Annotated in this window: 25 protein-coding genes; 11 read left to right on the top strand and 14 right to left on the bottom strand. The window is 72.5% G+C overall.

Annotation, left to right across the window (positions count from 1 at the left end):
• Positions 1-96 precede the first annotated feature (96 nt).
• From ACIQZO_RS36475 to ACIQZO_RS36460, 4 genes are all read right to left on the bottom strand, one after another.
• On the bottom strand, positions 97-633 hold the full coding sequence (locus tag ACIQZO_RS36475) for a DUF5956 family protein (protein WP_403635089.1): 537 nt from the start codon (positions 631-633) through the stop codon (positions 97-99).
• Positions 634-711: 78 nt separating this feature from the next.
• The gene (locus tag ACIQZO_RS36470) at positions 712-1,308 is read right to left on the bottom strand and encodes an HD domain-containing protein (RefSeq protein WP_403635086.1); all 597 of its coding nucleotides are present in this window, start codon (positions 1,306-1,308) and stop codon (positions 712-714) included.
• 6 nt (positions 1,309-1,314) lie between these two features.
• Positions 1,315-2,616: a cytosine deaminase gene (gene codA / locus ACIQZO_RS36465; protein WP_403635083.1), complete on the bottom strand. Its 1,302-nt coding sequence runs from the start codon at positions 2,614-2,616 to the stop codon at positions 1,315-1,317.
• Positions 2,617-2,651: 35 nt separating this feature from the next.
• Entirely contained in the window at positions 2,652-2,819 is a 168-nt protein-coding gene (locus ACIQZO_RS36460) for a hypothetical protein (protein ID WP_403635080.1), read from the bottom strand.
• 97 nt (positions 2,820-2,916) lie between these two features.
• Here ACIQZO_RS36460 and ACIQZO_RS36455 point away from each other — a divergent pair, with 97 nt between their 5' ends.
• Complete coding sequence (locus ACIQZO_RS36455) at positions 2,917-4,722, top strand: prolyl oligopeptidase family serine peptidase (protein ID WP_403635077.1); 1,806 nt, start codon at positions 2,917-2,919, stop codon at positions 4,720-4,722.
• 43 nt (positions 4,723-4,765) lie between these two features.
• Complete coding sequence (locus ACIQZO_RS36450; protein WP_403635074.1) at positions 4,766-5,527, top strand: SURF1 family protein; 762 nt, start codon at positions 4,766-4,768, stop codon at positions 5,525-5,527.
• A gap of 58 nt (positions 5,528-5,585) precedes the next feature.
• Here the strand turns inward: ACIQZO_RS36450 and ACIQZO_RS36445 are convergent, their stop codons facing one another.
• The 7 genes from ACIQZO_RS36445 to ACIQZO_RS36415 all read right to left on the bottom strand — a co-directional run bounded on the left by ACIQZO_RS36445 (position 5,586) and on the right by ACIQZO_RS36415 (position 11,673).
• On the bottom strand, positions 5,586-6,686 hold the full coding sequence (locus ACIQZO_RS36445) for a hypothetical protein (protein ID WP_403635071.1): 1,101 nt from the start codon (positions 6,684-6,686) through the stop codon (positions 5,586-5,588).
• The gene (locus ACIQZO_RS36440; RefSeq protein WP_403635098.1) at positions 6,683-7,375 is read right to left on the bottom strand and encodes a SigE family RNA polymerase sigma factor; all 693 of its coding nucleotides are present in this window, start codon (positions 7,373-7,375) and stop codon (positions 6,683-6,685) included. Before ACIQZO_RS36440 ends, ACIQZO_RS36445 begins: the two co-directional genes overlap by 4 nt.
• Positions 7,376-7,587: 212 nt before the next feature.
• Positions 7,588-8,661: an aspartate-semialdehyde dehydrogenase gene (locus ACIQZO_RS36435; protein WP_403635068.1), complete on the bottom strand. Its 1,074-nt coding sequence runs from the start codon at positions 8,659-8,661 to the stop codon at positions 7,588-7,590.
• Positions 8,658-9,932, bottom strand: coding sequence for an aspartate kinase (locus ACIQZO_RS36430; RefSeq protein ID WP_403635065.1), 1,275 nt, complete (start codon positions 9,930-9,932; stop codon positions 8,658-8,660). Before ACIQZO_RS36430 ends, ACIQZO_RS36435 begins: the two co-directional genes overlap by 4 nt.
• 120 nt (positions 9,933-10,052) lie before the next feature.
• Positions 10,053-10,700 carry a DUF5063 domain-containing protein gene (locus ACIQZO_RS36425; RefSeq protein WP_403635062.1) on the bottom strand — a complete coding sequence of 216 codons (648 nt, stop codon included), beginning with the start codon at positions 10,698-10,700 and terminating at the stop codon, positions 10,053-10,055.
• Positions 10,693-11,292, bottom strand: a complete 600-nt coding sequence (recR, locus tag ACIQZO_RS36420) for a recombination mediator RecR (protein WP_327384062.1) — start codon at positions 11,290-11,292, stop codon at positions 10,693-10,695. Before recR ends, ACIQZO_RS36425 begins: the two co-directional genes overlap by 8 nt.
• A gap of 36 nt (positions 11,293-11,328) precedes the next feature.
• Complete coding sequence (locus ACIQZO_RS36415) at positions 11,329-11,673, bottom strand: YbaB/EbfC family nucleoid-associated protein (RefSeq protein WP_403635058.1); 345 nt, start codon at positions 11,671-11,673, stop codon at positions 11,329-11,331.
• Positions 11,674-11,943: 270 nt separating this feature from the next.
• On the opposite strand from ACIQZO_RS36415, the gene ACIQZO_RS36410 reads away from it, so the two are divergent.
• A complete protein-coding gene (locus ACIQZO_RS36410) occupies positions 11,944-12,690 on the top strand; it encodes an SLATT domain-containing protein (RefSeq protein ID WP_403635055.1) in 747 nt (248 codons plus the stop codon).
• Between the two features lie 66 nt (positions 12,691-12,756).
• Here the strand turns inward: ACIQZO_RS36410 and ACIQZO_RS36405 are convergent, their stop codons facing one another.
• From ACIQZO_RS36405 to ACIQZO_RS36395, 3 genes are all read right to left on the bottom strand, one after another.
• Positions 12,757-13,407, bottom strand: a complete 651-nt coding sequence (locus ACIQZO_RS36405; protein WP_403635052.1) for a hypothetical protein — start codon at positions 13,405-13,407, stop codon at positions 12,757-12,759.
• A 97-nt stretch (positions 13,408-13,504) separates the two neighbouring features.
• Positions 13,505-14,170: a GntR family transcriptional regulator gene (locus ACIQZO_RS36400; RefSeq protein ID WP_403635049.1), complete on the bottom strand. Its 666-nt coding sequence runs from the start codon at positions 14,168-14,170 to the stop codon at positions 13,505-13,507.
• A 156-nt stretch (positions 14,171-14,326) separates the two neighbouring features.
• On the bottom strand, positions 14,327-15,688 hold the full coding sequence (locus tag ACIQZO_RS36395; protein ID WP_403635046.1) for an aspartate aminotransferase family protein: 1,362 nt from the start codon (positions 15,686-15,688) through the stop codon (positions 14,327-14,329).
• Between the two features lie 179 nt (positions 15,689-15,867).
• Between ACIQZO_RS36395 and ACIQZO_RS36390 the strand changes: the two genes are divergently transcribed.
• The 8 genes from ACIQZO_RS36390 (at position 15,868) to ACIQZO_RS36355 (ending at position 23,792) form a co-directional block, all read left to right on the top strand.
• On the top strand, positions 15,868-16,497 hold the full coding sequence (locus tag ACIQZO_RS36390; RefSeq protein WP_403635043.1) for a DJ-1/PfpI family protein: 630 nt from the start codon (positions 15,868-15,870) through the stop codon (positions 16,495-16,497).
• Entirely contained in the window at positions 16,490-17,044 is a 555-nt protein-coding gene (locus ACIQZO_RS36385) for a MarR family winged helix-turn-helix transcriptional regulator (RefSeq protein WP_403635040.1), read from the top strand. Before ACIQZO_RS36390 ends, ACIQZO_RS36385 begins: the two co-directional genes overlap by 8 nt.
• A gap of 206 nt (positions 17,045-17,250) precedes the next feature.
• Positions 17,251-18,936: a serine/threonine-protein kinase gene (locus ACIQZO_RS36380; RefSeq protein ID WP_403635037.1), complete on the top strand. Its 1,686-nt coding sequence runs from the start codon at positions 17,251-17,253 to the stop codon at positions 18,934-18,936.
• 47 nt (positions 18,937-18,983) lie between these two features.
• On the top strand, positions 18,984-19,268 hold the full coding sequence (locus tag ACIQZO_RS36375) for a nuclear transport factor 2 family protein (RefSeq protein ID WP_403635033.1): 285 nt from the start codon (positions 18,984-18,986) through the stop codon (positions 19,266-19,268).
• Between the two features lie 350 nt (positions 19,269-19,618).
• Positions 19,619-20,587 carry an alpha/beta hydrolase gene (locus ACIQZO_RS36370; protein ID WP_403635030.1) on the top strand — a complete coding sequence of 323 codons (969 nt, stop codon included), beginning with the start codon at positions 19,619-19,621 and terminating at the stop codon, positions 20,585-20,587.
• Entirely contained in the window at positions 20,580-21,782 is a 1,203-nt protein-coding gene (locus tag ACIQZO_RS36365) for an acyltransferase (protein ID WP_403635027.1), read from the top strand. The genes ACIQZO_RS36370 and ACIQZO_RS36365 overlap by 8 nt, the downstream gene beginning before the upstream one ends.
• Before the next feature lie 22 nt (positions 21,783-21,804).
• On the top strand, positions 21,805-23,124 hold the full coding sequence (locus tag ACIQZO_RS36360; RefSeq protein WP_403635025.1) for a sensor histidine kinase: 1,320 nt from the start codon (positions 21,805-21,807) through the stop codon (positions 23,122-23,124).
• Entirely contained in the window at positions 23,121-23,792 is a 672-nt protein-coding gene (locus ACIQZO_RS36355) for a response regulator (protein ID WP_403635023.1), read from the top strand. The genes ACIQZO_RS36360 and ACIQZO_RS36355 overlap by 4 nt, the downstream gene beginning before the upstream one ends.
• Positions 23,793-23,865: the final 73 nt, after the last annotated feature.

Raw genomic sequence — 23,865 nt, 5'->3', positions numbered from 1 at the left:
TCACCCAAGACGGCAACCACAACCTCTCCGCCGCACTCCCCCGCACCTCCAGCGACATCGAGGCCTGGATGGCCGACCTGAAGGGCTGACGCCCGCTCAGAACTCCTCGGGCCCGGCGGGCTCGGTGGAACCGGCGGGCTCGGTGGAACCGGCGAGTTCCGCGAGTGCCGCCCGGGCCAGGGCGGGGAGCGGCTCGGCGGGAGCCGCGGAGGCCAGCCCGTCGAGGTGCTTCAGGAACGCGCCGACGGTGGTGAAGGGGCCGACCGGGCGGAGCAGCCAGAGGCGGCCCCGCGGCCGGGGCGGCAGCCCGAGCTCCGCCAGGGCCTCGTCGGCCTCCCGGTCGAGGTCCCGCAGGTCCGGCTCGGGCAGTGGGGCGCACTCCACGCCGGTGATGTGCCCGTGGCCGTCGAGGGAGGTGTCCACGGCCCAGTGGGTGGAGCGGTCGGGGATCCAGGTCCGGGCCGCCGGGGGCCAGACGTACGTAAGGAACACCCAGCGCAGGTCCTCGGGCGCCGGCTCCCAGCCGAGCACCTCCAGCTCCCGCATCTCGGGCAGCCGGTCCGGCTCCAGCTCGCTGCGGCCGGTGCGGCGCAGTGCGAGCGGGTGCGGTGTTCCGTCCACGTCCCACGACATGCGCCGCACGCTATCCGACACGGTGACCGATATGCGTGACCCGCAGCGGCGCGAACCCCCTGAAGGGCCCCGCCCCGCCTACGCCTGCGTCCGGTCCAGCGGGTTGGCCGCGATACGGGTGGCCGCGCCCCCGGCCACGTACGCGGCGGCCGCGCAGTCGGGTTTGCGCACGGCCTGGTCCTCGACCAGCGCCAGGAACGCGGCGCCGAAGTCGCCCCGCGGGTACGCGGCGAGCAGGTCCGCGGTGAAGGCGGGATCGAACTCGGCGACGCGCAGACCCGAGACGTCCGCGCTGGTGCCGACCTGCAACAGGTGGCTCTCCACGTCCTCGGCGGCGCTCACGTCGTCCCGCATGTGCAGGACGACGACCTCCTCGGCGCGCGCCCGGCGGGCCGCCGGCCAGCCCAGCCCCGCCGTCAGGACGCGCGCGACGTGACCGCCCGCCTCCTCGAAGGAAAGGGTGTGGCTGTCGAAGGGCGCGGTCAGGCCCAGGTCGTGCAGCAGGGCGCTGACGTAGAGGAGTTCCGCGTCGTACGTCAGCCCGTGCTGCTGCGCGTACCGGGCTCCGAAGGCGTAGGAGCGGACCGAATGGTTCAGGAGGGTCGTGTCCGCATACTCCGAGGCGATCTCGTGAGCAGCGCGGGCCGATACGGTGTCAAGCGTCCACGTCTTCATGGGGCGTCAGCGTAGGCGGCGGCTGAAGTCGACCTCGGACGGGGGCTCCCCGGGCCAGTTGAGCCGGGTCGGGGCGAGCGGGGTCTCGGCGAGGACGGTCCCGCGCGAGACGACGTACCGCGGGCGGACCTGGCGGCGGATCGCCTCCTCGGGCGAGGGCGCCGGGAGCAGGACGAAGGAGGCGGGGACGCCCGCGGTGATGCCGTACTCGCTCTCCGCGAGGCCGAGCACCCGCGCCGCACGCTCCGTCACCATCGAGAAGGCCAGCGGGACCTCGTCGTCGCCGGTGAGCTGGGCGGCGTACAGCCCGACGAGGGCGGTCTGCAGCGGGTTGGCGGTGCCCAGCGCGTTCCACGGGTCCATCACGTCGTCGTGGCCGAAGGCGACGTTGACCCCGGCGGCCAGCATCTCCTTGACCTGGGTGAGGCCGCGCCGCTTGGGATAGGCGTCGAAGCGGCCCTGGAGGCCCAGGTTGGCGAACGGGTTGGAGACGAGGTTGATGCCGGAACGGGCCAGCAGCCGCTGGAGTTTGTAGCTGTACGCCCCGTTGTAGGAGCCCATGGCCGTGGTGTGCGAGGCCGTGGCGCGTCCGCGCAGCCCCGAACGCAGGGCCAGGGTGGCCAGCACCTCCACGAAGCGCGACTGCTCGTCGTCGATCTCGTCGCAGTGCGCGTCCACCCGCAGGCCGTGTTCCTCGGCCAGCGCGAAGGCCGTGTGCAGCGAGGCCACACCGTCCTCGCGGGTGTCCTCGAAGTGCGGGATCGCGCCCACGACGTCCGCCCCGCGGGCGACGGCCTCGCGCAGCAGCCCCTCGCCGCCGGGGAAGGAGACGATGCCCTCCTGCGGGAAGGCCACGATCTGCAGGGTCATGAAGTCCCGGACCCGGTCGCGCACCTCCAGCAGCGCGTCGAGCGCGGTGAGGTCCGGGTCGGTGATGTCGCAGTGGGTCCGCACGTGCAGCACCCCGTGGGCAGCCTGCCAGCGCAGCACCTCGGTGGCCCGCGCGATCACGTCCTCACGGGTCAGGGTCCGCTTGCGTTCGCTCCAGCAGGCGATGCCCTCCCAGAGGGTGCCGGAGGCGTTGGGGCGGGGCTCTCCGGCGGTCAGAGCCGTGTCCAGGTGGATGTGGGGCTCGACGAACGGCGCGGTGAGCAGGCCGCCGTGGGCCTCGATGAGGATGCCGGTCGCCGGCGGTTCCTTCTGGTCGTCGTACGGGATCACCCGCGCGATGCGGCCGTCCTCCGCGACCTCGACGTCGGACAGGCCGTGGGAGTGCAGCAGCCGGGCGCCCCGGACGATCATCCGCATGGCGCCAGCCTAGAGAGGTATCCGGGGCAATACACCTAGCCGCGCTTGGCCTGGGCCTTCTGCTGCATGCCGCGCGTCTTCGCGGCGTTGCTGTGGATGTCCCGGACCGCGGCTTTGGCACGGGCCTCGGCGGCCGTGTTCTTCGCCAGGGCACGCTCGGAGTCCTGGTGGCTGTGGTGGCCGGTGCGGGCCTTCTTGGCCATGACCGTTCCTCCTCGGACGGGACGGCCGATGCGTTCCACTCTCCGCCCGTTCCGGGCGGTCGGCATCCCGGGGAGCGCTGCGGCCACAATGGGGCGCATGACCAGCGACAGTGAGATGACCCCCGACATGCCCGACTGGGAGAAGCGGTTCCGGGCACCGCGCGTGGGACTTCCCGACTGGGCCGAGGACGCGCCGGACCGATCGCTCTTCGTCTCCAACGCGACCGGAACCTTCGAGCTCTACGCCTGGGACCGCGCGACCGGCGGCCAGCGGCAGGCCACCGACCGCCCCAACGGCACCACCGACGGCACCCTCTCCCCCGACGGCGAGTGGATCTGGTGGTTCTCCGACACCGACGGCGACGAGTTCGGCACCTGGGTGCGCCAGCCCTTCGCGGGCGGCCCCGACGAACCGGCCACCCCCGGGCTGGAGCCCTCGTACCCCGCCGGGCTGGCCATCGGGCGGGACGGGACGGCCGTCGTGGGGCGCTCCACCGACGAGGACGGCTCCACCGTCCACGTGGTCCGGCCGGACGGCTCCGCACCCACCGTCATCTACCGGCACCGGGAGTCGGCCGGTGTCGGCGACCTGTCCCGCGACGGAACGCTCGTGGCCGTCGAGCACACCGAGCACGGCGACGCGATGCACTCCGCCCTGCGCGTCCTGGACCTCGACGCACGCACCGTCGCCGAGCTGGACGACACCCGGGGCGGGACCGAGGAGCTGGGCCTGGAGGTCCTCGGCTTCGCCCCGGTCGTCGGCGACACCCGGCTGCTCGTCGGCCACCAGCGGCGCGGCCGCTGGGAGCCGATGGTCTGGGACGTGGCCACCGGTGCCGAGCAGGAGCTCGCGATCGACCTGCCGGGTGACGTCAGCGCCGAGTGGTACCCGGACGGGTCCGCGCTGCTGGTCGCGCACAGCTTCGAGGCGCGCAGCGAGCTGTGGCGTTACGACCTGGCCGCACGGGAGCTCGTACGCGTGGACACGCCGCCGGGTTCGGTGTCGGGGGCCACCGCCCGGCCCGACGGAACGGTGGAGTACCTGTGGTCCTCGGCCGCCGAGCCCTCGACCGTACGGTCCACCGCGGGCGGGATCGTCCTGGACCCGCCCGGCTTCCGGGCGCCCGGATCGCTGCCGGTCCAGGACGTGTGGGTGGAGGGCCCGGGCGGGCGGATCCACGCGCTCGCGCAGCGGCCGGCGGGCCACGGCGAAGGCCCCTTCCCGACGATCTTCGAGATCCACGGCGGGCCGACCTGGCACGACAGCGACTCCTTCGCCTCGGCCCCGGCGGCCTGGCTGGACCACGGCTTCGCCGTGGTGCGGGTCAACTACCGCGGTTCGACGGGCTACGGCCGCGAGTGGACCGACGCCCTCAAGCACCGGGTCGGGCTGATCGAGCTGGAGGACATCGCGGCGGTCCGCGAGTGGGCCGTCTCCTGCGGCCTCGCGGACCCGGCGCGCATGGTGCTGTCGGGCGGTTCCTGGGGCGGATACCTGGCGCTGCTGGGCGTGGGCACGCAGCCCGACGCCTGGGCCGTGGGGCTGGCCGCCGTACCGGTCGCGGACTACGTGGCGGCCTACCACGACGAGATGGAGGCGCTCAAAGCCCTGGACCGCACCCTCTTCGGCGGTACGCCGGAGGAGGTCCCGGAGCGCTTCGAGGCGTCCTCGCCGCTGACGTACGTGGATGCCGTGAAGGCACCCGTCCACATCGCGGCGGGCGTGAACGATCCGCGCTGCCCGATCCGCCAGATCGACAACTACGTGGACCGGCTCGCCGCGCGCGGGGCGGTGCACGAGGTGTACCGCTACGACGCGGGGCACGGTTCGCTGGTGGTGGAGGAGCGGATCAAGCAGGTCCGGATGGAGCTGGAGTTCGCGCTGAAGCACCTGCCGCACTGACCCTGCGGGAGGACGACCGGTGCACCCCCCGTACGGTGGTGGGGTGCACCGGTTTCTCCTGACCCCGCGCTGGTGGGGGATCAACGTCTTCGTCGCGCTCGCCGTTCCCTTCTGCCTGTTCATGGGGTCCTGGCAGCTCGGCCGGTTCGAGGACCGCGTCGACACCCACCGGGAGGCGTCCGCCGAGCGGCCCGCCGACCAGGTGGCCGCTCCCCTGGACTCGCTGCTCCCGGTCGACAAAACGACCTCCGGACGGCTGGCCTCCACCACCGGTGAGTACGGCGACCAGCTGCTGGTGCCGGAGCGCATGCTCGACGGTGAGTCGGGGTTCTACGTGCTGACCCTGCTGAAGACCGACTCCGGCAAGGCCGTCCCGGTGGTCCGGGGCTGGCTGCCGGGGGCGGCGGACCCCGCGAAGGCGCCGGCCGCGCCCACCGGTCGGGTCGAGGTCAGCGGGGCCCTGCAGGCCTCGGAGAACTCCGGCACCAAGGGGGCGCACGCCCAGGGCGGCCTGCCGGCCGGGCAGCTCGGGGTGATCGGGGCGGCCTCACTGGTCAACCTCGTCGCCTACGACCTGTACGACGCCTGGCTGACCGTGCAGACCCCGTCGGACGGGATGGTTCCGGTGCCCGCGCAGGCGCCGACCAACACCGGGCTCGACCTCAAGGCCTTCCAGAACCTCGGCTACACCGGCGAGTGGTTCGTCTTCGTCGCCTTCGTGCTCTTCATGTGGTTCCGGCTCTACCGCCGCGAGGTGGAGACCATCCGCGACGCCGAGGCCGGCCTGCTGGAGACCGCCGCCTAGCCGGACTCCCGGTCCGTACTCCCGGTCCGGATGCCCGGCCCCGCTCGGCGGGGCGCCCCTATGCGACCGGGATCGGGCCCGTCCGGTACACCGTTCCGCCGCAGACCTCGGGAATCGTCGTCTGCGTCGTCGCGGCGCCCGACTGCGGGGTGTGCGAGACGGCCACGCCGGGCGCGGTCGACCCCGCCCCCGACTGCGGGTCGGCGGCCACCGCGTTCCCCGCGCCGGCCGAGGTGCCCGCGGATCCGGTCTGCGGCGGATTGCCTCCCGCGTCCTGGTTCCCCGGCGTACAGGTCTCTCCCGAGGGCACCCACGCGAAGCGGACCTCGTACGCGGTGTTCGGCGGGAGCACGAGGGCCGCGGATGCCGCCGACGGATCGGGCAGCCCGCTCGCCGGGTCGCCCGCCTTGTGGCCGACCACTGCGACCGCGGATCCCGAGCCGGTTCCGGTCACGGATGCCGGGGCCGCCGTCAGGGTGTCCTGTCCGCTGACCGCGCAGGCCTGCGTCGAAACGTTCGCGACGCGGAAGCTGCCGTACACCTTGCCGTCGGTCTCCGCGGGCCGGGCCGAGCCCACCACCCCGAGCTGGTCCGCACCGCACCCGGGCACACCCGGCGCCACCACCGGCGGCAGCGGGCCCGAGCCGACGACCGAACCGGCGGAACCGCCGGGTCCGGCCGTGGTGCCGGCGCCCGACGGGCCGGCCGTCCCACCGCCCGCGGCGGAGCCCTGCGCGGCGTCCGGCTGCCCGGTGACACCGCCCACGACCGGGATGTCGCCGAAGGAACGGCTCGAACTCGGGCGGTCCCCGAATCCGTTCTGGTGCGGATCGGAGGCGAGTCCGTCCCGCCGGTCCGCCGCGGCCGCGCCGTGTCCGGCCATGGCCGGGTGGTCCTCGGCCGCGCCATCGGCCGCGGTCAGGTGCAGGGCGGCCGGGATCGCGGTCCCGGCGAGCAGCACCGCGGCAGCGGCGCCGACGAGGGCGACCCGGCGGTTACGGGTCCGGCGCGCGGGGACGGCGCACCGCAGTCGCTCCAGCGCTTCCGTCGAGGGCTGCAGGCCCTCGACGGCCCCGCGCAGGAGGATGCGCAGCTCCTCCTCCTCGCCCGGTCCGCCCGGTCCGCCGGATGCGCCCAGCGACGTGTGGTCGTCCATCATGACTGCGCAGCCTCCATCGCCACCCGCAGCGCGGCAATGCCCCGCGATCCGTACGCCTTCACCGAGCCGAGCGATATTCCGAGCGTCTCGGCAACCTGGGCCTCCGTCATGTCCGCGAAGTAGCGCAGGACCAGCACCTCGCGCTGGCGGCGCTGCAGTCCGCGCATCGACTTGATCAGATCGTCCCGCTCCAGCTGGTCGTACGCGCCCTCTTCTGCGCTCGCCATGTCCGGCATCGGCTTCGAGAGCAGCTTGAGGCCGAGGATGCGGCGGCGCAGGGCGGACCGCGAGAGGTTCACGACGGTCTGGCGCAGGTACGCCAGGGTCTTCTCGCGGTCGCGGACCCGGTTGCGGGCGGAGTGCACCCGGATGAAGGCCTCCTGCACCACGTCCTCGCAGGAGGCGGTGTCGTCGAGGAGCAGCGCGGCCAGGCCCAGGAGCGAGCGGTAGTGCGCCTGGTAGGTCGCGGTGAGGTGGTCGACGGTGGTGCCGGCCACCACCTCGGCCGTCTCGCTCTTGGCTGCCCCGTCCGCCTCAGCGCTGTCGCGCGGCGCGGGCACGAGGCCGCCCCGGATCGGTACGACGGTCCGTACGGGCGCCTCTGACGGCCCCGCCGGCGGGACGGGCACGATCACGGGGAAACCGCCGCCGGGCGCACGGAGACCCCGGCGCGACGGGATGATCCCGATCTGCGCCGGTCGGACGACTGGTTCGAGCAGTGCCTCTGCCACGCCAGTTGGACACGCGTCCCCCCATCAGGGTTGTACGCGCGAGGCATCCTCACCAGCAAAATCCCTATTGCCCTCATGCGTACCCGCTCTTCCCGATTGCCCCGTCTTATCGAGACGGCAGTCGGGCCATCACCTTGATCAAGGGATCAGCACCGATCCTACAAAGCGAATTACGCAAATTCACCTGCGATCAGTTCCGCGATCTGTGTGGCATTCAGGGCCGCGCCCCTGCGGAGATTGTCCGCGCACACGAAGAACTCCAGGGCGTAGGGGTCGTCGAGCGAGGCCCGCACCCGTCCCACCCAGGCGGGATCCGTCCCGGCGGCGTCCACGGGCGTGGGAAACTCCCCGGCCTCGGGGTCGTCCACGAGCACCACGCCGGGCGCGGCCTCCAGGATCTCCCGGGCGTGCGCCGCTTCCACCTCGCGCTCGAACCGGGCCCGCACCGTCAGTGAGTGCCCGATCAGCACCGGCACCTGGACGCAGGTCACCGAGACCGGGAGATGCTCCAGCTGCAGGATCCGGCGCGTCTCGCCGCGTACCGCCAGCTCGTGAGAGGACCAGCCGTCCGCGCGCAGCTCGCCGGACCAGGGCACGACATTGAGGGCGAGCGGGGCCGCGAAGGGGCCGGTGTCCTCGCCCACGGCACGGCGTACGTCCCCGGGCTGCTCGCCCAGGGAGGTTCCGGCGACCAGCGACTGCTGGCGGCGCAGCGCCTCGGAGCCTGCCCGGCCGGCGGCGCTCGCGGCCTGGTACGAGGAGACCACCAGGTCGCGCAGGGAGTACTCGGAGTGCAGCGCGCCCAGCGCCGCGATCATGGTGGCGGTCACACAGTCCGGGCCGGCGACGATCCCGCGCGGCCGGATCCGTGCGGCGTGCCCGTTGACCTCGGGCACCACCAGCGGGACCTCGGGGTCCTCGCGGAAGGCGGCGGACAGGTCGATGGCGACCGAGCCGCGCGCGGTGACGATGGGAGCCCAGCGGGCCGAGATGTCGGCCGGGGTGAGGAAGAGGGCGATGTCGCCCGGCCCGAGGCCGTCGAAGGCATCCTCGGTGAGGGCGATCACCTCGCACTCCTGCGCGCGCACGGCCAGCATGCGGCCGGCGGAGCGCGCGGAGGCGATCAGGCGGATCTCGCCCCAGACGTCCGCGCGCTGGGACAGCATCTGGAGCAGGATCGCACCGACTGCTCCGGTCGCCCCGACCACGGCGAGTGCCGGGCCGGAGGACCGGGTGGGGGTCATCGTCCGGTGCCCCCGTAGACGACCGCTTCGTCACTGTCGGAGTCGAGGCCGAAGGCCGTGTGCACGGCTCGGACGGCCTCGTTGACGTCGTCCTGGCGGGTGACCACGGAGATGCGGATCTCGGAGGTCGAGATCAGCTCGATGTTCACGCCCGCGTCGGCCAGCGCCTGGAAGAACGAGGCGGTGACGCCCGGGTTCGTCTTCATGCCCGCGCCGACCAGGGAGATCTTGCCGATCTGGTCGTCGTAGCGCAGGGAGTCGAAGCCGATCGCGCCCTTCGCCTTCTCCAGGGCCTCGATGGCCTTGTGGCCCTCGGCCTTGGGGAGGGTGAAGGAGATGTCCGTGAGGCCCGTGGAGGCCGCGGAGACGTTCTGCACGATCATGTCGATGTTGATCTCGGCGTCCGCGATGGCGCGGAAGATCGCCGCGGCCTCGCCCGGCTTGTCCGGGACGCCGACGACCGTGATCTTGGCTTCGGAGACGTCGTGCGCGACTCCGGAGATGATGGCGTGCTCCACCTGCGCGTCCCCTTGCGGATTCTCGTTGCTGACCCAGGTGCCCGGCAGTCCGGAGAAGGACGAGCGGACGTGGATCGGGATGTTGTAGCGGCGCGCGTACTCGACGCAGCGGTGCAGCAGCACCTTGGAGCCGGAGGCCGCGAGCTCCAGCATGTCCTCGGAGGAGATCCAGTCGATCTTCTTCGCCTTCTTCACGACGCGGGGGTCCGCGGTGAAGACGCCGTCGACGTCGGTGTAGATCTCGCAGACCTCGGCGTCCAGCGCCGCGGCGAGGGCGACGGCGGTGGTGTCCGAGCCGCCCCGGCCGAGGGTGGTGATGTCCTTGGAATCCGCGGACACGCCCTGGAAGCCGGCGACGATGGCGATGTTGCCCTCGTCCAGCGCGGTGCGGATTCTGCCCGGCGTGACATCGATGATGCGCGCTTTGTTGTGCACCGAGTCGGTGATCACGCCTGCCTGGCTACCGGTGAACGACTGGGCCTCGTGGCCCAGGTTTTTGATCGCCATGGCCAGCAGGGCCATGGAGATCCGCTCTCCGGCGGTCAGCAGCATGTCGAATTCGCGCCCGGCCGGCATCGGGGATACCTGCTCGGCGAGATCGATCAGCTCGTCCGTTGTGTCGCCCATCGCGGAAACCACGACGACCACCTGGTGGCCGTTCTTCTTGGCATCCACGATCCGCTTGGCGACGCGCTTGATGCCCTCGGCATCGGCTACGGAGGAGCCTCCGTACTTCTGCACGACAAGGCCCACGTGCGCTCCTCGCTCAGTCCGTCTCATTGCTGGTGCAGTCTAACGAGCGACCGGGATCCGACCGCCTCGTACCACATCATGAGACGAAAAGATCAGAGAATGAGTTCCCGGTTCGACCGCTCACTTGCGGCCGAGGCCACCGAGCTCCTCCGCCATCACCTGTCCGGCCTGCTCCGCGAGGTCGTCCTCGGCCATGTCCTCGTCCGTGTCCAGGCCGTCCAGTGCCGCGAGGGGCTGGTCGAGGCGGACGTGGGCGATCAGCGACTGCAGGGCGCGCAGCGTCGCCGAGGCCGTCGGACCCCAGTTGGTGAAGTACGAGAACTGCCACCACCACAGCGCCTCGGTGATCCGGCCCGCCTGGTGGTGGATGAGGCCGTGCCGCAGGTCGGCGACCACGTCGGCGAGGTCGTCCGAGATCCGGTGCGCGACCGGGGGCTTGCGCGGCTCGTACGGATCGAAGACCTCGGAGTAGACGTCGACCGGCTCCAGCATGACCGCGAAGCGCTCGCGCAGATCGTCCACGTCCGGCTCCGGGCCCAGGTCGGGCTCGTAGCGCTCGTCGGGCAGCACGTCCTGGTACGCGCCCAGCCGGCCGCCCGCCAGCAGCAGCTGGGACACCTCCAGGAGGAGGAAGGGCACCGCGCTGTCCGGGTCCTCGCCCTTGGCCACCTCGGTGACCGCGACGATGAAGGACTCGATCTGGTCCGAGATCGAGGCGGCGAAGTCGTCCGGATCCTGTCCCAGGGCGTGCAGCGTTGCGTCAGACATCGAGAAGTCGCCTTCCTTCAAAGGCCCGCCCGAGCGTGACCTCGTCCGCGTACTCCAGATCTCCCCCGACGGGGAGCCCGCTGGCCAGGCGGGTGACCTTCAGGCCCATGGGCTTGATCATGCGGGCGAGGTAGGTGGCGGTCGCCTCGCCCTCCAGGTTCGGGTCGGTGGCCAGGATCAGCTCGGTCACCTCGCCGTCCGCCAGGCGCGCCAGCAGCTCGCGGATGCGCAGGTCGTCCGGCCCGACGCCCTCGATCGGGCTGATCGCGCCGCCGAGGACGTGGTACTTGCCCCGGAACTCGCGCGTCCGCTCGACCGCGACGACGTCCTTCGGCTCCTCCACCACGCAGATGACCGTGGTGTCCCGGCGCGGATCACGGCAGATGCCGCACCGCTCCTCCTGCGCCACGTTTCCGCACACCGCGCAGAACCGGACCTTGTCCTTGACCTCCAGCAGCGCGTGCGCGAGGCGGCGGACGTCGGTGGGCTCGGCCTGCAGGATGTGGAAGGCGATCCGCTGCGCGCTCTTGGGCCCGACGCCGGGCAGCCTGCCCAGTTCGTCGATCAGGTCCTGAACCACGCCTTCGTACAACGGACTGCCTTCTTTCGTCGGGTAGGGGTGAGGGGGTTAGAACGGGAGGCCGGGGATACCGCTGCCGCCGCCCAGACCCTGGGCCAGCGGGCCCAGCTTCTGCTGCTGGAGCGCCTGCGCGTTCTCGTTGGCCGCCTGGACCGCGGCGACCACCAGGTCGGCCAGCGTCTCGGTGTCCGCGGGGTCCACGGCCTTCGGGTCGATCACCAGCGCGCGCAGCTCTCCGGAACCGGTGACGGTAGCCCGCACCAGACCGCCGCCGGCCTGGCCCTCGACCTCGGCCTGTGCCAGCTCCTCCTGCGCGACCGCGAGATCCTGCTGCATCTTCTGGGCCTGCTGGAGCAGCTGCTGCATGTTGGGCTGGCCACCACCGGGAATCACAGGGCACTCACTCCATATGTCGTACGTCGAGACCTTCGGAACGCTTGGTCAATCCGAGCCTACGTGCTCCCCGGGCGCCGCGCCCTACGCCGTGAGGACCAACTCTTTCGAGTGAGAGATGGGGCGTACGCGTACCTGCTGGAGACCTCCTTGCGGGCGGAAATCCCGGGAATCGTCGCCCATCGCCCGTCATTCGAAGGTAGGAAGAGCATGCGCATCATTGCGCACACGCGCACCACCACACGTCAGCGCAGGCAGAGGGAGTGCCGGGTGAGCCAGCCGGAGATGCAGCCCGAGGGGCCACCCCGGGATCCCCGGGAGGAAGGCGGCGGGCCGATGGCGGCCGGCGATCTGACCGGCCGGCCGTTCCCCCTCGGAGACTGGGGCGAGCCCGCCGAGCGGCTCGACGAGCTCTACCGGCGGGTCGAGGCCGACGCACTGCGCACCGCCGAGTGGTACCTGTCCGACCGGGCGTGGAAGCGGCGCGGTGCGCGCGTGCTGCGCGTCGGGGCCGCCGTCGGCGCGGTCACGGGCGCCTCGATGCCGCTGCTGGAGCTGACGGGCTCGATCCCGAGCGCCTCCACCTACGGCTACCTCGCGCTACTGCTGGGTGCGGCCGCGCTGGCCTGCGACCGGTTCTTCGGGCTGACGTCCGGGTGGATGCGGGACGTGGCCACGGCCCAGGCCGTGCAGCGCCGGCTCCAGACCCTCCAGTTCGACTGGGCCTCGGAGAACGTGCGCGAGGTACTCGGACCCACCGAGGGCACGGCCAGCGAGGCCGCCGAGCGGTGCCTGACCGTGCTGCGCCGCTTCTCGGAGGACATCACGGAGCTGGTGCGCTCGGAGACGGCGGACTGGATGGTGGAGTTCCGGGCCGGGCCAGCGCCCCTGGTGATGCAGTCGCTGGGGGCCTCCGGGGGGCGTGCGGACGCCAACATCCCGCCCGCCCGCTTCCCGCTGCCGCCGGGCACCAGACCGAACATGCCCCGGCAGCGGCCGCCGGAGCAGCCGCGCTGAAGGACGGGCGGGGCCGGGGTTCCGCGCGGCGGACCCGTACCCCGCCCACCGGAGGCGGTCGCGGCCTCAGCTGAAGATGATCATCGATCCTTGGCCGAGACTCCGCGTCGCGGCCGCGTGCAGCCCCAGCCATACGTGCCGCTCACGGGCGAACGGACTGTCGTCGTACGGGATCGGCCCCGCGGGCTCCTCCAGCATCGTCGGCCGCCCCGGCGGCGCCGGCGCGGCGGGCGGGTTCCCCGGGTCTATCCCGATGGCGGGGGCCACGAACATCAGCTCCCGCAGCAGCCCCTGTACGGACCCCAGCGGTCCGCCCCCGGCCAGCAGCTCCTCGTTCGCCAGCGGAACAGGGAAGTCCACCGGCACGTACGCTCCGGCGTGGTCGTAGTGCCACACCAGGTGCGACTGCTGGGCCGTGGGCTCGAACATCTCCAGCAGCTGCTCGTAGTCCCCGCCCAGCTCGTCCACCGGAGTCACGGGCAGCCCGCAGAGCTGGAGCAGGTACGCCCGCCTCAGGAAATGCAGGGCGTCGTAGTCGAAACCGGCGACCGGGGCGACGTCCCCGCTCAGGCCCGGCATGTACGCGAACACGGGCACGGACGGCAGTCCGGCCGCGCCCAGCGCCTTGTCGTACGAGGCGATCTCTTCCGCAAAGGGGTTGTCGGGGCTGTGGCACAGCACGTCGACAAGGGGGACCAGCCACAGGTCACAGGCCACTCGGCCTCCGATCAGTCGTTGTCGCCGATCGGGCCAGCGTAGTGGCCCGGACACCCTCCGCGAAGGGATGCGCAGAACCTGGGCACCCCCCGGGGCCTCAGAGCCGGGCGGCCCAGGCCAGCGCGTGCCCGTTGTAGCCCCTCACGATGGCGCGCACCGCGTCGGCATCGGCCAGCGTCACCGCCTCCACCAGCTCGCTGTGAGCGTTCCACAGGGCCGCCCGCAGCTGCGGTTCGCGCTGGAGGTGGGGGACGGCGAAGACCCAGCACTGCACACGGATACGGTGCAGGAACTCGGATATGTAGGTGTTGGCGACCAGCCCGCTCAGCTCCCGCCAGAAGCGCAGGTCGTAGCCGATCAGGACTTCGAGCGAACCGCTCTGCGCGGCCCGCCGCGCCTCCTCGCCCCGACGGCGCACCGACACCAGCAGCTCGCCGGAGCCGGGGGCGGTGCCACGCTCGGCGAGGTGGCGGAAGATCCCGTCCACGACCAGCGCGCGGGCCTCGATCATGCCCCGGAAGTCGTCGACGGTGAAGATCCGCACGCGGAAACCGCGGTGCTGGACCAGTTCGAGAAGTCCCTGGGCCGAGAGGTCCACGAGTGCCTCGCGCACCGGGGTCGCCGAGACCTCGTACTGCTCGGCGATCTGCTTGACGGTGAACTCGGTCCCCGGAGGCAGGCGTCCCGCGAGCACTTCGTCACGCAGCGCGTCCGCGATCTGCTGGCGAAGCGTGTTGCGGGTGACAGCTCCGCTGCCTGGCATAGGGGTCCGTCTCCTGTCGTGGGGCTTCGGACACCATAGGCCAGACAACGCGGCCGAAAACCGATCGGTAGCCAACCGATATGCGCGATGCGCGATCCGCACCCGCCGTGCGAATGCGGATGGCGGAGCGTTCGGGTTCCGGCCGCGCAGGCGGGCCTAGCCGGCGGTGGTGTGGCGGTCCGCGACGGTCAGCGCCTCGTCCAGCAGGGCCAGGCCCTCCTTCGCCTCGGCCTCCGTCACGTTGCACGGCGGGACGACGTGGGTCCGGTTCATGTTCACGAAGGGCCACAGGCCGGAGGCCTTGCAGGCCGCCGCGAATTCGGCCATCGGGACGTTGTCCGCCCCCGCCGCGTTGTACGGGACCAGCGGCTCGCGCGTCTCCTTGTCCCGTACGAGCTCCAGGGCCCAGAAGGTGCCGAGCCCGCGGACCTCCCCGACCGAGGGGTGGCGCTCGGCGATCTCGGCGAGCGCCGGGCCGATCACGTTCTCGCCGAGGTGGGCGGCGTGCTCGACGATGCCCTCCTCCTCCATCGTGTTGATCGTCGCGACGGCGGCGGCGCAGGCCAGGGGGTGGCCGGAGTACGTCAGTCCGCCCGGGTAGGGGCGGGTGGCGAAGGTCTCGGCGACGGCGGCCGAGATGGCCACGCCGCCGAGGGGCACGTAGCCGCTGTTCACGCCCTTGGCGAAGGTGATCAGGTCGGGGGTGACCCCCCAGTGGTCGGCGGCGAACCACGTGCCGGTGCGGCCGAAGCCCGACATGACCTCGTCCAGGATGAAGACGATGCCGTGGCGGTCGCAGAGCTCGCGGACGCCCGCGAGGTAGCCGGCCGGCGGGGTCATGATGCCGGCGGTGCCGGGCACGCTCTCCAGGATGATCGCCGCGATGGTCTGCGGCCCCTCGAAGGTGATCGTGTCGGCGAGGTGGGCGAGGGCGCGGGCGCACTCCTCGGCCTCGGTGGTGGCGTGGAAGGCGGAGCGGTAGAGGTAGGGGCCCCAGAAGTGCACGACGCCGGCGGCGGCCGTGTCGGAGGGCCAGCGGCGCGGGTCGCCGGTCAGGTTGATCGCGGCGGCGGTGGCCCCGTGGTACGAGCGGTAGGTGGAGAGCACCTTGGCGCGGCCCGTGTGCAAACGGGCCATGCGGACGGCGTTCTCGACGGCCTCGGCGCCGCCGTTGGTGAAGAAGATCTTGTCCAGGTCGCCCGGGGTCCGCTCGGCGATGAGGCGTGCGGCCTCGGAGCGGACGTCGACGGCGAAGCCGGGCGCGAGGGTGCAGAGCCGGGCGGCCTGCTCCTGGATCGCGGCGACGACCTTGGGGTGCTGGTGGCCGATGTTGGTGTTGACCAGCTGGGAGGAGAAGTCGAGGAAGCGCTTGCCCTCGTAGTCCCAGAAGTACGACCCCTCGGCCCCGGCGACGGCGAGGGGGTCGATCAGGGCCTGGGCGGACCAGGAGTGGAAGACGTGCTTCCGATCTGCGTCCTTCACGGCGGCAAGGGTGTGCGGGGTGACATGAGGGGTCATGACGTCACGCTAGAAGTGCGCAGGTGGGGCGGGATATCGGCGGACTGTATGGGGGTGGGGGGCCGCTCTCGGCAGTCTGTCTGCGAGGACGGTCGAACCCCTTCACTTGATTGACAGCATCCTGTCGTTATGACAGTCTATTGTCATAGAGCAGGAACCACGCTGGAGGCGAAAGCACCATGAGCGAGACCCCGCGCAAGCCCGTCCACCTCGCCGTCTACGACACGTACGCGGACTGGGAGACCGGCCACACCACCGCGCACCTCACCCAGCGCGGTCACGTCGTGCGTACGGTCGGTCTCGGCGCGGCGGAGCCGGTGACCACCATGGGCGGCGTTCGCATCCAGCCCGATCTGGACCTGGCCGCACTGCGGCCGGAGGACTCCTCGCTGCTGATCCTCACCGGCGCGTCCCTGTGGGACACGAGCGAGGACCTGGCGCCCTTCGCGGCCAAGGCGAGGGAGTTCCTCGCCGCCGGGGTGCCGGTCGCGGCGATCTGCGGAGCCACCGCCGGCCTCGCGCGCGAGGGCCTGCTCGACGGCCGCACCCACACCAGCGGCGCCTCCTTCTACCTGGCCGAACAGCCGGGCTACGGCGGCGCCGAGCGCTACGTCGAGGCCGACGCGGTGACCGACGGCGACCTCATCACGGCCGGGCCGACGGAGCCGGTGGCCTTCGCCCGCGAGGTCTTCGCCCGCCTGGACGTCTACAAGCCGGACGTCCTGGACGCCTGGTACGGGCTCTTCCACGATTCGGACGTGAGCGCCTACCCGGTCCTGATGGCGGCAGCGGCGGCCGGCGATGCGTGAGTCGACGCGCGAACCGCTGCCCGTCGGTGAACCCGGTCCCCCTGAGGGCGCCGGGGACGCCGGGGACTCCCGGACCCGGCAGGACCTGCTGAGCAGCACCGCGCTCGGGGTGTTCCGGCTGAACGGCCAGTTCCTCGCCATCTCCGAAGAACTGGCCAAGCCGGCCGGGCTGACCGCCGCCTGGTGGCAGGTACTGGGCGCGGTGCTGCGCGAGCCGCTGTCGGTGGCGGGCATAGCCCGGAGCATGGGCATCACCCGGCAGAGCGTCCAGCGCATCGCGGACCTGCTGGTGGCCAAGGGCCTGGCCGAGTACGTCCCGAACCCCGCCCACCGCCGGGCGAAGCTGCTGCGGCCCACGGAGGAGGGGCTCGACGCGGTGGACCGGATCGGCCCGGGGCACGCTGCCCTGGCGGCCCGGCTCGCGGCGGAGCTGGGCGATGCGGCGTTCGCGCAGACCGTCCGCGCCCTGGAGCGCCTGGCCGTGGCACTGGACGCGCTGGAGGCGGCGGCCGTGATTCCGGGGCCGGCCGCGTCGGACGCCCCTTAGGGCGGCTCCCCTCAGGACGAGCGGCGCGGGATCGGGGTGAGAGGGCGGGATCGGGGGTGAGAGGCGCGGGATCGGGGTGAGAGGCGCGGGATCGGGGTGAGAGGGCGGGCGGCTCACCCTTACGGTGGGCAACCGGTCGGTACCGCCCGCCGTCCTTCCCTGCAGAGCCGTTCGGCACGGCCAGCACGGGGAGGGAACACCCGGCCATGGAGCAACTGCACCCCTACGACCCGCACCACATAGGCCCGTACCGTCTGCTGGCCCGCCTCGGCGCCGGCGGCATGGGTCAGGTCTACCTCGCCCGCTCGGACCGCGGCCGCACCGTCGCGGTGAAGCTGGTCCACCACGACCTCGCCGCCCGCGAGGAGTTCCGGATCCGCTTCCGCCAGGAGGTCGCCGCGGCCCGTCGCGTCGGCGGCGAATGGACCGCACCGGTGCTCGACGCCGACACCGAGGCCGCGACCCCCTGGTTCGCCACCGGCTACGTCGCCGGGCCGAGCCTGCGCCAGGTCGTGGCCCACGACTTCGGCCCGCTGCCGGGCCGCTCCGTACGGATCCTGGCCGCGGGCCTCGCGTACGCCCTCCAGGACATCCACCGGGCCGGCATCGTCCACCGCGACCTGAAGCCCTCGAACGTCCTGATCACCCTCGACGGCCCGCGCGTCATCGACTTCGGCATCGCCCGCGCGCCGGGCGGGGCCGGGACGGGGGCGGGGGCCGGGGCGGACGGGGGCGGCGGCGGACTGACGCGGGTGGGCGAGGTCATCGGCTCCCCCGGCTTCATGGCCCCGGAGCAGATCCGCGGCGAGCCGGTGACCGCCGCCTGCGACATCTTCTGCCTCGGCGCGGTCCTCGCCTACGCGGCCACCGGCCGGCTGCCCTTCGGTGACGCGGAGCAGCCCGGCGGCCTGGCGGGGCTCCTGCTGCGCAGCACCGAGGCGGAGCCGGACCTGACCGGCGTACCGGCCGAGCTGCACGACCTCGTACGGGACTGTCTGCACCGGGATCCCGCCGCTCGGCCGGGGCCCGCCGAGGTGCTGGCCCGGGTCGGCGCGGGTGACACCGTGGCCGACGGAAGGGCTCTGGAGCCCTGGCTTCCGACGCCGCTGGTGGCAGGGCTCGGGCGGCACGCCGTACAGCTGCTGGACCGTGAGGACGCCGGCCCGGACCGGGCCGCGGCCCCGCCGCCGCCTCCTGCTGCTCCTGCTGTTGTTGCTGCTGCTGTTGCTGCTGTTGCTGCTGCTGCTGCTGCTGCGCCGGGAACGCCGCCGCCCGCGTACTCCTCGTACGCGCACCCGGTGCACCCCGGGTATCCGCCGATGGCGTCGGAGCCGGCGCGGCCCCGGACCGCGTCGACCGCTGTGCTGCTGGTGGTCGCCACGGTCGTCGCCGCCCTGTCCGCCGGCACGGTGTACGCGGTGATGAGCGGGGCCGAGGACCCCCGACCGCCCGTCGGCAGCGGCCGTACGCCGAGCGCGTCCTCGTCTCCCTCAGCTTCCGTTTCTGCTTCCGCTTCGGCTCCCGCGTCCTCGTCCGGATCCCAGTCCGGATTCCCGTCCGGATCCCCGCAATCCGGCCTGCCCGAGGCCTATGTCGGCACCTGGGAGGCCGTACAGGGCGGCCGGACCTGGCGGCTCACCCTCGCCCGCGGGGCGGTCGGCGACCCCGTGATGTCCCTGGCCGTCCAGGGCGACGGCCTCGCCTGCACCTGGTCGGCACCCCTGCGCAGCGCCACCGGTCCCGTGGAACTCGACGCCTCCACCGTCACCTCCGGCGCCGCGCCGACCTGCACTCCGGGTGCCTGGAGCCGACTGCGGCTGCTGACCGACGGCACCCTTTCCAGGGAGCTGGCGGGCAGCGACAACCCGCCCCTCACCTACAGCCGGCAGTGACGGCGACGGATTGTGAGCGGTGAGCGGTGAGCGGTGAGCGGTGAGCGGTGAGCGGTGAGCGCATCGTGGGGCGCGCCCACTTCATAGCGGTGAACAGCGACGACGGCTACGCGGACGAGAGATCCGTGGAGCTGCTGCGGATCCTGGCCGACGGGAACCTCGTCGTCACCGAGGTGGAGATACCTCAGGACCACGTCGTCCACCGGGCCGTCTCCCTGTGGACCGTGCGGGACGGGGAGATGGTGGGGGCGCGGGAGTACTGGACCACCCCCGGCCAGGACCCGGCACCGCGCTGGCGGGCGGGGTACGTCGAGCCCCTTGCAGCCGACTGAGCCGCGCGCCTCCCTCGCCCGCTCGCTGCTCGCCGCTCGCTTCGGGGTGAGCGGTGGGCCACAGGTGTCCAGACGTCGGACGCACATGATCGTGCCTCTCACGTATCCCCCGTCATACCTGAGAGCTACGTGCGAACACGGCTCCATGGCGTGACGCGGACCACGGGCCCGGATTTCTAACTTCGGTAGCGGAGAAGAGCGTTGACGGCTCTTCCGGACGACCGAAGGAAGAGGACATGGCAATGGGGGCAGCGGAGGGACCCGGGGCGGGGACGGAGACGGAGACGGGGACGGGGACGGAGACGGGGACGGGCACGCGGACGACAGGTGGGGCTTGCGGGGCGAGCGGGGTGGGCGCCACGGGGCGGGCGGGGTCCGGCGGTGGCCGGCTGCGCCGGACCCTGCTGGCCGCACTGGTCGCCGCGGCCGTGGCCGTCCCGATATCCGCCGCCGCTTCCCCCGGTGTTCCGGCCCCCGCGCCCGCCGCATTCGCCTCGGACGCCGCTCCGCAAAGCCGGTACGCCGCCAACCGCGCCAACATCGCCGAGGCGGTCCAGAGCGCCGAGGACGCCGACCGCCCCGGCCGGGCAGCCAGGCTGCGCGCCATGGCGGCGTCCGGGTCGGCGCAGTTCCTCACCTTCGACGGCCGCGGCAGGGGAAGGGCCGTCGAGGTCCTCGGCGAGCTGGAGAGCGCCGACCGGGTCGCCGTCCTGGTGCCCGGCTCCGACACCACCCTCGACACCTACGAGAGGTTCCGTGCCGGGGCCGTCTCCCTCCAGCAGCGCCTGCGGGCCGAGCATCCGCGCTCGGCCGTGGTCGCCTGGCTGGGGTACGACACCCCCGGCACGGTGAGCACCACCGTCCTGACGCCCGGCCGGGCGGACGATGCCGCCGCCGAACTGGCTCCCTTCCTGGACCGGTTGCGGGGCATGGCCGGGCCCGGTGCCCGGCTCTCGCTCCTGTGCCACTCGTACGGTTCCGTGGTCTGCGCGCGGACCGGTACGGGACCCGCGGTCAGCGACATGGCGCTGTACGGCAGCCCGGGTACGGGAGCCGGATCCGCCCGGGAGCTGCCGACCGCCGCCCGGGTCTGGGCGGGCCGGGGCAGTGGCGACTGGATCGGCGATGTCCCGCATGTCCGGCTCGGTGGGGTCGGTTTCGGCACGGACCCCGTCGACCCCGCCTTCGGGGCCCGGCCCTTCGCCGCCGGCCCGGTCGGGCACAGCGATTACCTCAAGCCGGGCACCGCGTCCCTCGACAGCCTGGCCGCCATCGTCCTCGGTACCAACGCTCCCGCCTCGGAGGCGACCCATGGTTGAGTTCCGCGCCCGCTGGTCCGCCCTGGCGGACGGCATCGAAGCCGCCACCCCGGCCGAGCGCGACCGGACGGTGGACGCACTGCGGGCCCTCGCGATCCTCGGCGTGGTCCTCGGCCACTGGCTGGTCACCGCGCTGACCGCCCGCGACGGCAGTCTCGCCACCACCAGCCCCCTGGAGCACATGCCGTGGCTGGCCCCGGTGTCCTGGGTGTTCCAGACGCTGTCCGTCTTCTTCCTGGTCGGCGGCCATGTCGCCGCCCGCGGGTACGAGTCGGCGCGCGAGCGTGGCGTCTCGTACGGCGCCTGGGTCGGGCAGCGGCTGGGGCGGCTGTTCCGGCCCGTCGCCGCGGTGCTCGTCCTCTGGGTGGTCGTCGCGGGCGGGATGCTGATCGGCGGAGCGGACTTCGACACCGTGCGGTCGCTGGTCAAGCTGGTGCTGTCGCCGCTGTGGTTCCTGCTGGTGTTCGCCGCGCTCACCGCGGCGACCCCGCTCGTGGCCCGGCTCAGCCCGCTGTGGCCGCTGGCCTTGGTGGCCACGGTGGACGTGTGGCGCTTCGGGTTGGAGGGGCCCGAGTGGATCGGCTGGGTCAATGTGGCCGCCGGCTGGCTCGTCCCCTTCACCCTGGGGGCCGCCTGGTCCCGCGGGGCCTTCGCCCGGCGCGAACCGGCTCTGCTCCTGCTCGGCGCGGGCAGCGCGGCCACGGTCGCGCTGATCCTCTGGGGCGGGTACCCGGCCTCCATGGTGGGTGTCCCGGGCGCCCCGATCTCGAACCTGAACCCGCCGACGCTGGCCGCGGCCGCCTTCGGGCTGGCCCAGTGCGGGCTGGCGTTGCTGGTCCGCGAGGCACTGGCCCGGGCGATGCGACGGCCGACGGCCTGGGCGAAGGTGGCCCTGGTGAACCTCTCGGCCATGACCGTCTTCCTGTGGCACCAGACCGCCATGATGGCCGTCACCGCCCTCGGGCTGCTGTTCTCGGCCGACCTGCCGGGGCTGCACACCGTGCCCGACTCGGCGGGCTGGATAGCGGCCCGGCTGCTGTGGCTGCCGGTGTTCGCCGCCGCGCTGATGGTCTGCTGGGCCGCGTTCCGTACGTATGAGCAGGCCGGGCGCCGGCCGGAGCAGGCCCGCGCCGCCCGCACTGTCGCCGTCCACCGCCCCGGGGCGGAGCCCGCCAAGGAGATCACCCGTGTCTAGGACCCGCCTTAGCCTGGACGGCGTGACCCAGCAGACCGAGCCATCCGCCGCCAGAACACGCATCCGCCTGCCGCGCGGCCTGGCCCGGGAGTTGTTCACCCTGAAGCGGGACCCGCTCCCGAGGATGACGCGGCCGCGCTGGCTGGCCTGGCTGCCGCATGTGGTCCTCTGCTATGTGGCCATTCCCTGCGGTGTCCTCACGGGAATGCAGCTGAACGATCACTACAAGGTGTTCGGTTCGGCCGTGCTGGGACTGTCCCTGATGACCTCCGCGTCCGTCGTCCTCAGCATGTTCCGGCCGATCGCCGCCTGGTGGCTCGGCCTTGTCACCGCGGCCCTCACAGCCTGGGCCATCCACGACCACGTCGGCCACGGGCAGTCCTGGCCCTGGACACCCGCCGGACCCCTGACACTGGCGCCCGTGATCCTGATGGTCGCCCTGCGGGTGCCGCCCCGGGTCACCGCCTCGGTCATCGGCATCACGCTCGTCCTCAACGGACTGGCCGACATCTCCCTCAGACCGCCGCAAAGCCAGACGATCATCGGCGGGGTGGCCCTCCTCTTCGGGTTCGTGGGGATCCTCGGATACGCCCTGCGGGCCACCCGGCTCGCCCGCAGCGAACTCGTCGAGCAGGAGACCCTCACCGAGGAGGAGCGGGCCCGGCGCACCCTGCTGGAGGAGCGCAGCCGTATCGCCCGCGAGCTGCACGATGTCGTCGCCCACCACATGTCGGTGATCTCCATCCAGGCACAGGTCGCCCCGCACCTCGTGGAGAACCCGTCGGAGGAGCTCAAGGAGAATCTGGCCGGCATCCGGGAGAACGCCCTGGAGGCGCTGACGGAGCTGCGGCGGGTGCTGGGCGTACTGCGGTCCGAGCAGCCCGACGATCCCGCGACCCGGCAGCATCCGCAGCCGACCCTCGCCGAGCTGGACTGTCTCGTGGACAACGTGCGGGGAGCCGGGCTGGAGGTCACGACCGAGATCGCGGGGATACGGCGGCCGCTGACCCCGGGCGTGGAGCTGACCGCGTACCGGATCGTGCAGGAGGCGCTGAGCAACGCTCTGCGCCATGCGCCCGGTTCGCGGGTGGAGGTGGGCGTCGCCTACGGGCCGCGTGACCTTCACCTGTGCGTCGCGAACACCGCGCCGACCAGGCCGGTCCCGCCGTCGCCCGGAGCGGGGCACGGGCTGCTGGGGATGCGGGAGCGGGCAGGCATGCTGGGGGGCGAGCTGGCCGCCGGCCCGCGCCCCGACGGGGGGTACGAGGTGAGCGCCGTACTCCCGATGGATCCGCAGGAACAGTCCGCGGTCCCCGACCCAGAGACGAAGAGAGCCACATGAGCACCCCGATCAAGGTGATGATCGCCGATGACCAGATGATGGTCCGGCAGGGCTTCACCGTGCTTCTCAACGCGCAACCCGACATAGAGGTCGTGGGGCAGGCGGTGGACGGGGCCGACGCAGTGGCCAAGGTCGCGGAGCTGGCGCCGGACGTGGTGCTGATGGACATCCGTATGCCGGGGATGGGCGGGATCGAGGCCACCTCTCTCATCACCGGGGTTCCCGGCGCCGCAGTGAAGGTGCTGGTGCTGACCACCTTCGATCTCGACGAGTACGTCTATGAGGCGCTGCGGGCCGGCGCCTCCGGGTTCCTGCTCAAGGACGCGTCGGCCGACCAGCTCGCCGAGGCGGTGCGGGTGGTGGCCGCCGGCGAGGCGCTGCTGTCGCCGAACATCACGAAGCGGCTGATCACGGAGTTCTCCCGGCTGGGGGCGCCGCGCGCGCCGTCGCGGGCCCGGATCGAGGCGTTGACCGAGCGTGAGACCGAGGTGCTGTCGCTGATCGCCCAGGGCCTGTCGAACGCGGAGATCTCCGAGCACCTGGTCCTGGCCGAGCAGACGGTGAAGACGCATGTCAGCCGGATCCTGGTGAAGCTCGGTCTGCGGGACCGGACGCAGGCTGCGGTGTTCGCGTACGAGACGGGTCTGATCCGCCCGACGGGCTACTGAGGAACCCGCGTAGTACTTGAGAGGGACCCCGGGAAATCCCCATCAGCGCCGACGCGGACGAAGCCGGTACGGA

The organism is Streptomyces sp. NPDC097617 (genome assembly GCF_044761485.1).
Classification (GTDB): domain Bacteria; phylum Actinomycetota; class Actinomycetes; order Streptomycetales; family Streptomycetaceae; genus Streptomyces.
This window is presented reverse-complemented; position numbering and strand designations above follow the sequence as displayed.

Coding starts and splice junctions, on each gene's coding strand:
- ACIQZO_RS36475 (WP_403635089.1), bottom strand. CDS start 633: ATGTCGTGGGACGTGGACGGAACACCGCACCCGCTCGCACTGCGCCGC.
- ACIQZO_RS36470 (WP_403635086.1), bottom strand. CDS start 1,308: ATGAAGACGTGGACGCTTGACACCGTATCGGCCCGCGCTGCTCACGAG.
- codA (WP_403635083.1), bottom strand. CDS start 2,616: ATGCGGATGATCGTCCGGGGCGCCCGGCTGCTGCACTCCCACGGCCTG.
- ACIQZO_RS36460 (WP_403635080.1), bottom strand. CDS start 2,819: ATGGCCAAGAAGGCCCGCACCGGCCACCACAGCCACCAGGACTCCGAG.
- ACIQZO_RS36455 (WP_403635077.1), top strand. CDS start 2,917: ATGACCAGCGACAGTGAGATGACCCCCGACATGCCCGACTGGGAGAAG.
- ACIQZO_RS36445 (WP_403635071.1), bottom strand. CDS start 6,686: ATGATGGACGACCACACGTCGCTGGGCGCATCCGGCGGACCGGGCGGA.
- ACIQZO_RS36435 (WP_403635068.1), bottom strand. CDS start 8,661: ATGACCCCCACCCGGTCCTCCGGCCCGGCACTCGCCGTGGTCGGGGCG.
- ACIQZO_RS36425 (WP_403635062.1), bottom strand. CDS start 10,700: ATGTCTGACGCAACGCTGCACGCCCTGGGACAGGATCCGGACGACTTC.
- ACIQZO_RS36400 (WP_403635049.1), bottom strand. CDS start 14,170: ATGCCAGGCAGCGGAGCTGTCACCCGCAACACGCTTCGCCAGCAGATC.
- ACIQZO_RS36395 (WP_403635046.1), bottom strand. CDS start 15,688: ATGACCCCTCATGTCACCCCGCACACCCTTGCCGCCGTGAAGGACGCA.
- ACIQZO_RS36390 (WP_403635043.1), top strand. CDS start 15,868: ATGAGCGAGACCCCGCGCAAGCCCGTCCACCTCGCCGTCTACGACACG.
- ACIQZO_RS36385 (WP_403635040.1), top strand. CDS start 16,490: ATGCGTGAGTCGACGCGCGAACCGCTGCCCGTCGGTGAACCCGGTCCC.
- ACIQZO_RS36380 (WP_403635037.1), top strand. CDS start 17,251: ATGGAGCAACTGCACCCCTACGACCCGCACCACATAGGCCCGTACCGT.
- ACIQZO_RS36365 (WP_403635027.1), top strand. CDS start 20,580: ATGGTTGAGTTCCGCGCCCGCTGGTCCGCCCTGGCGGACGGCATCGAA.
- ACIQZO_RS36355 (WP_403635023.1), top strand. CDS start 23,121: ATGAGCACCCCGATCAAGGTGATGATCGCCGATGACCAGATGATGGTC.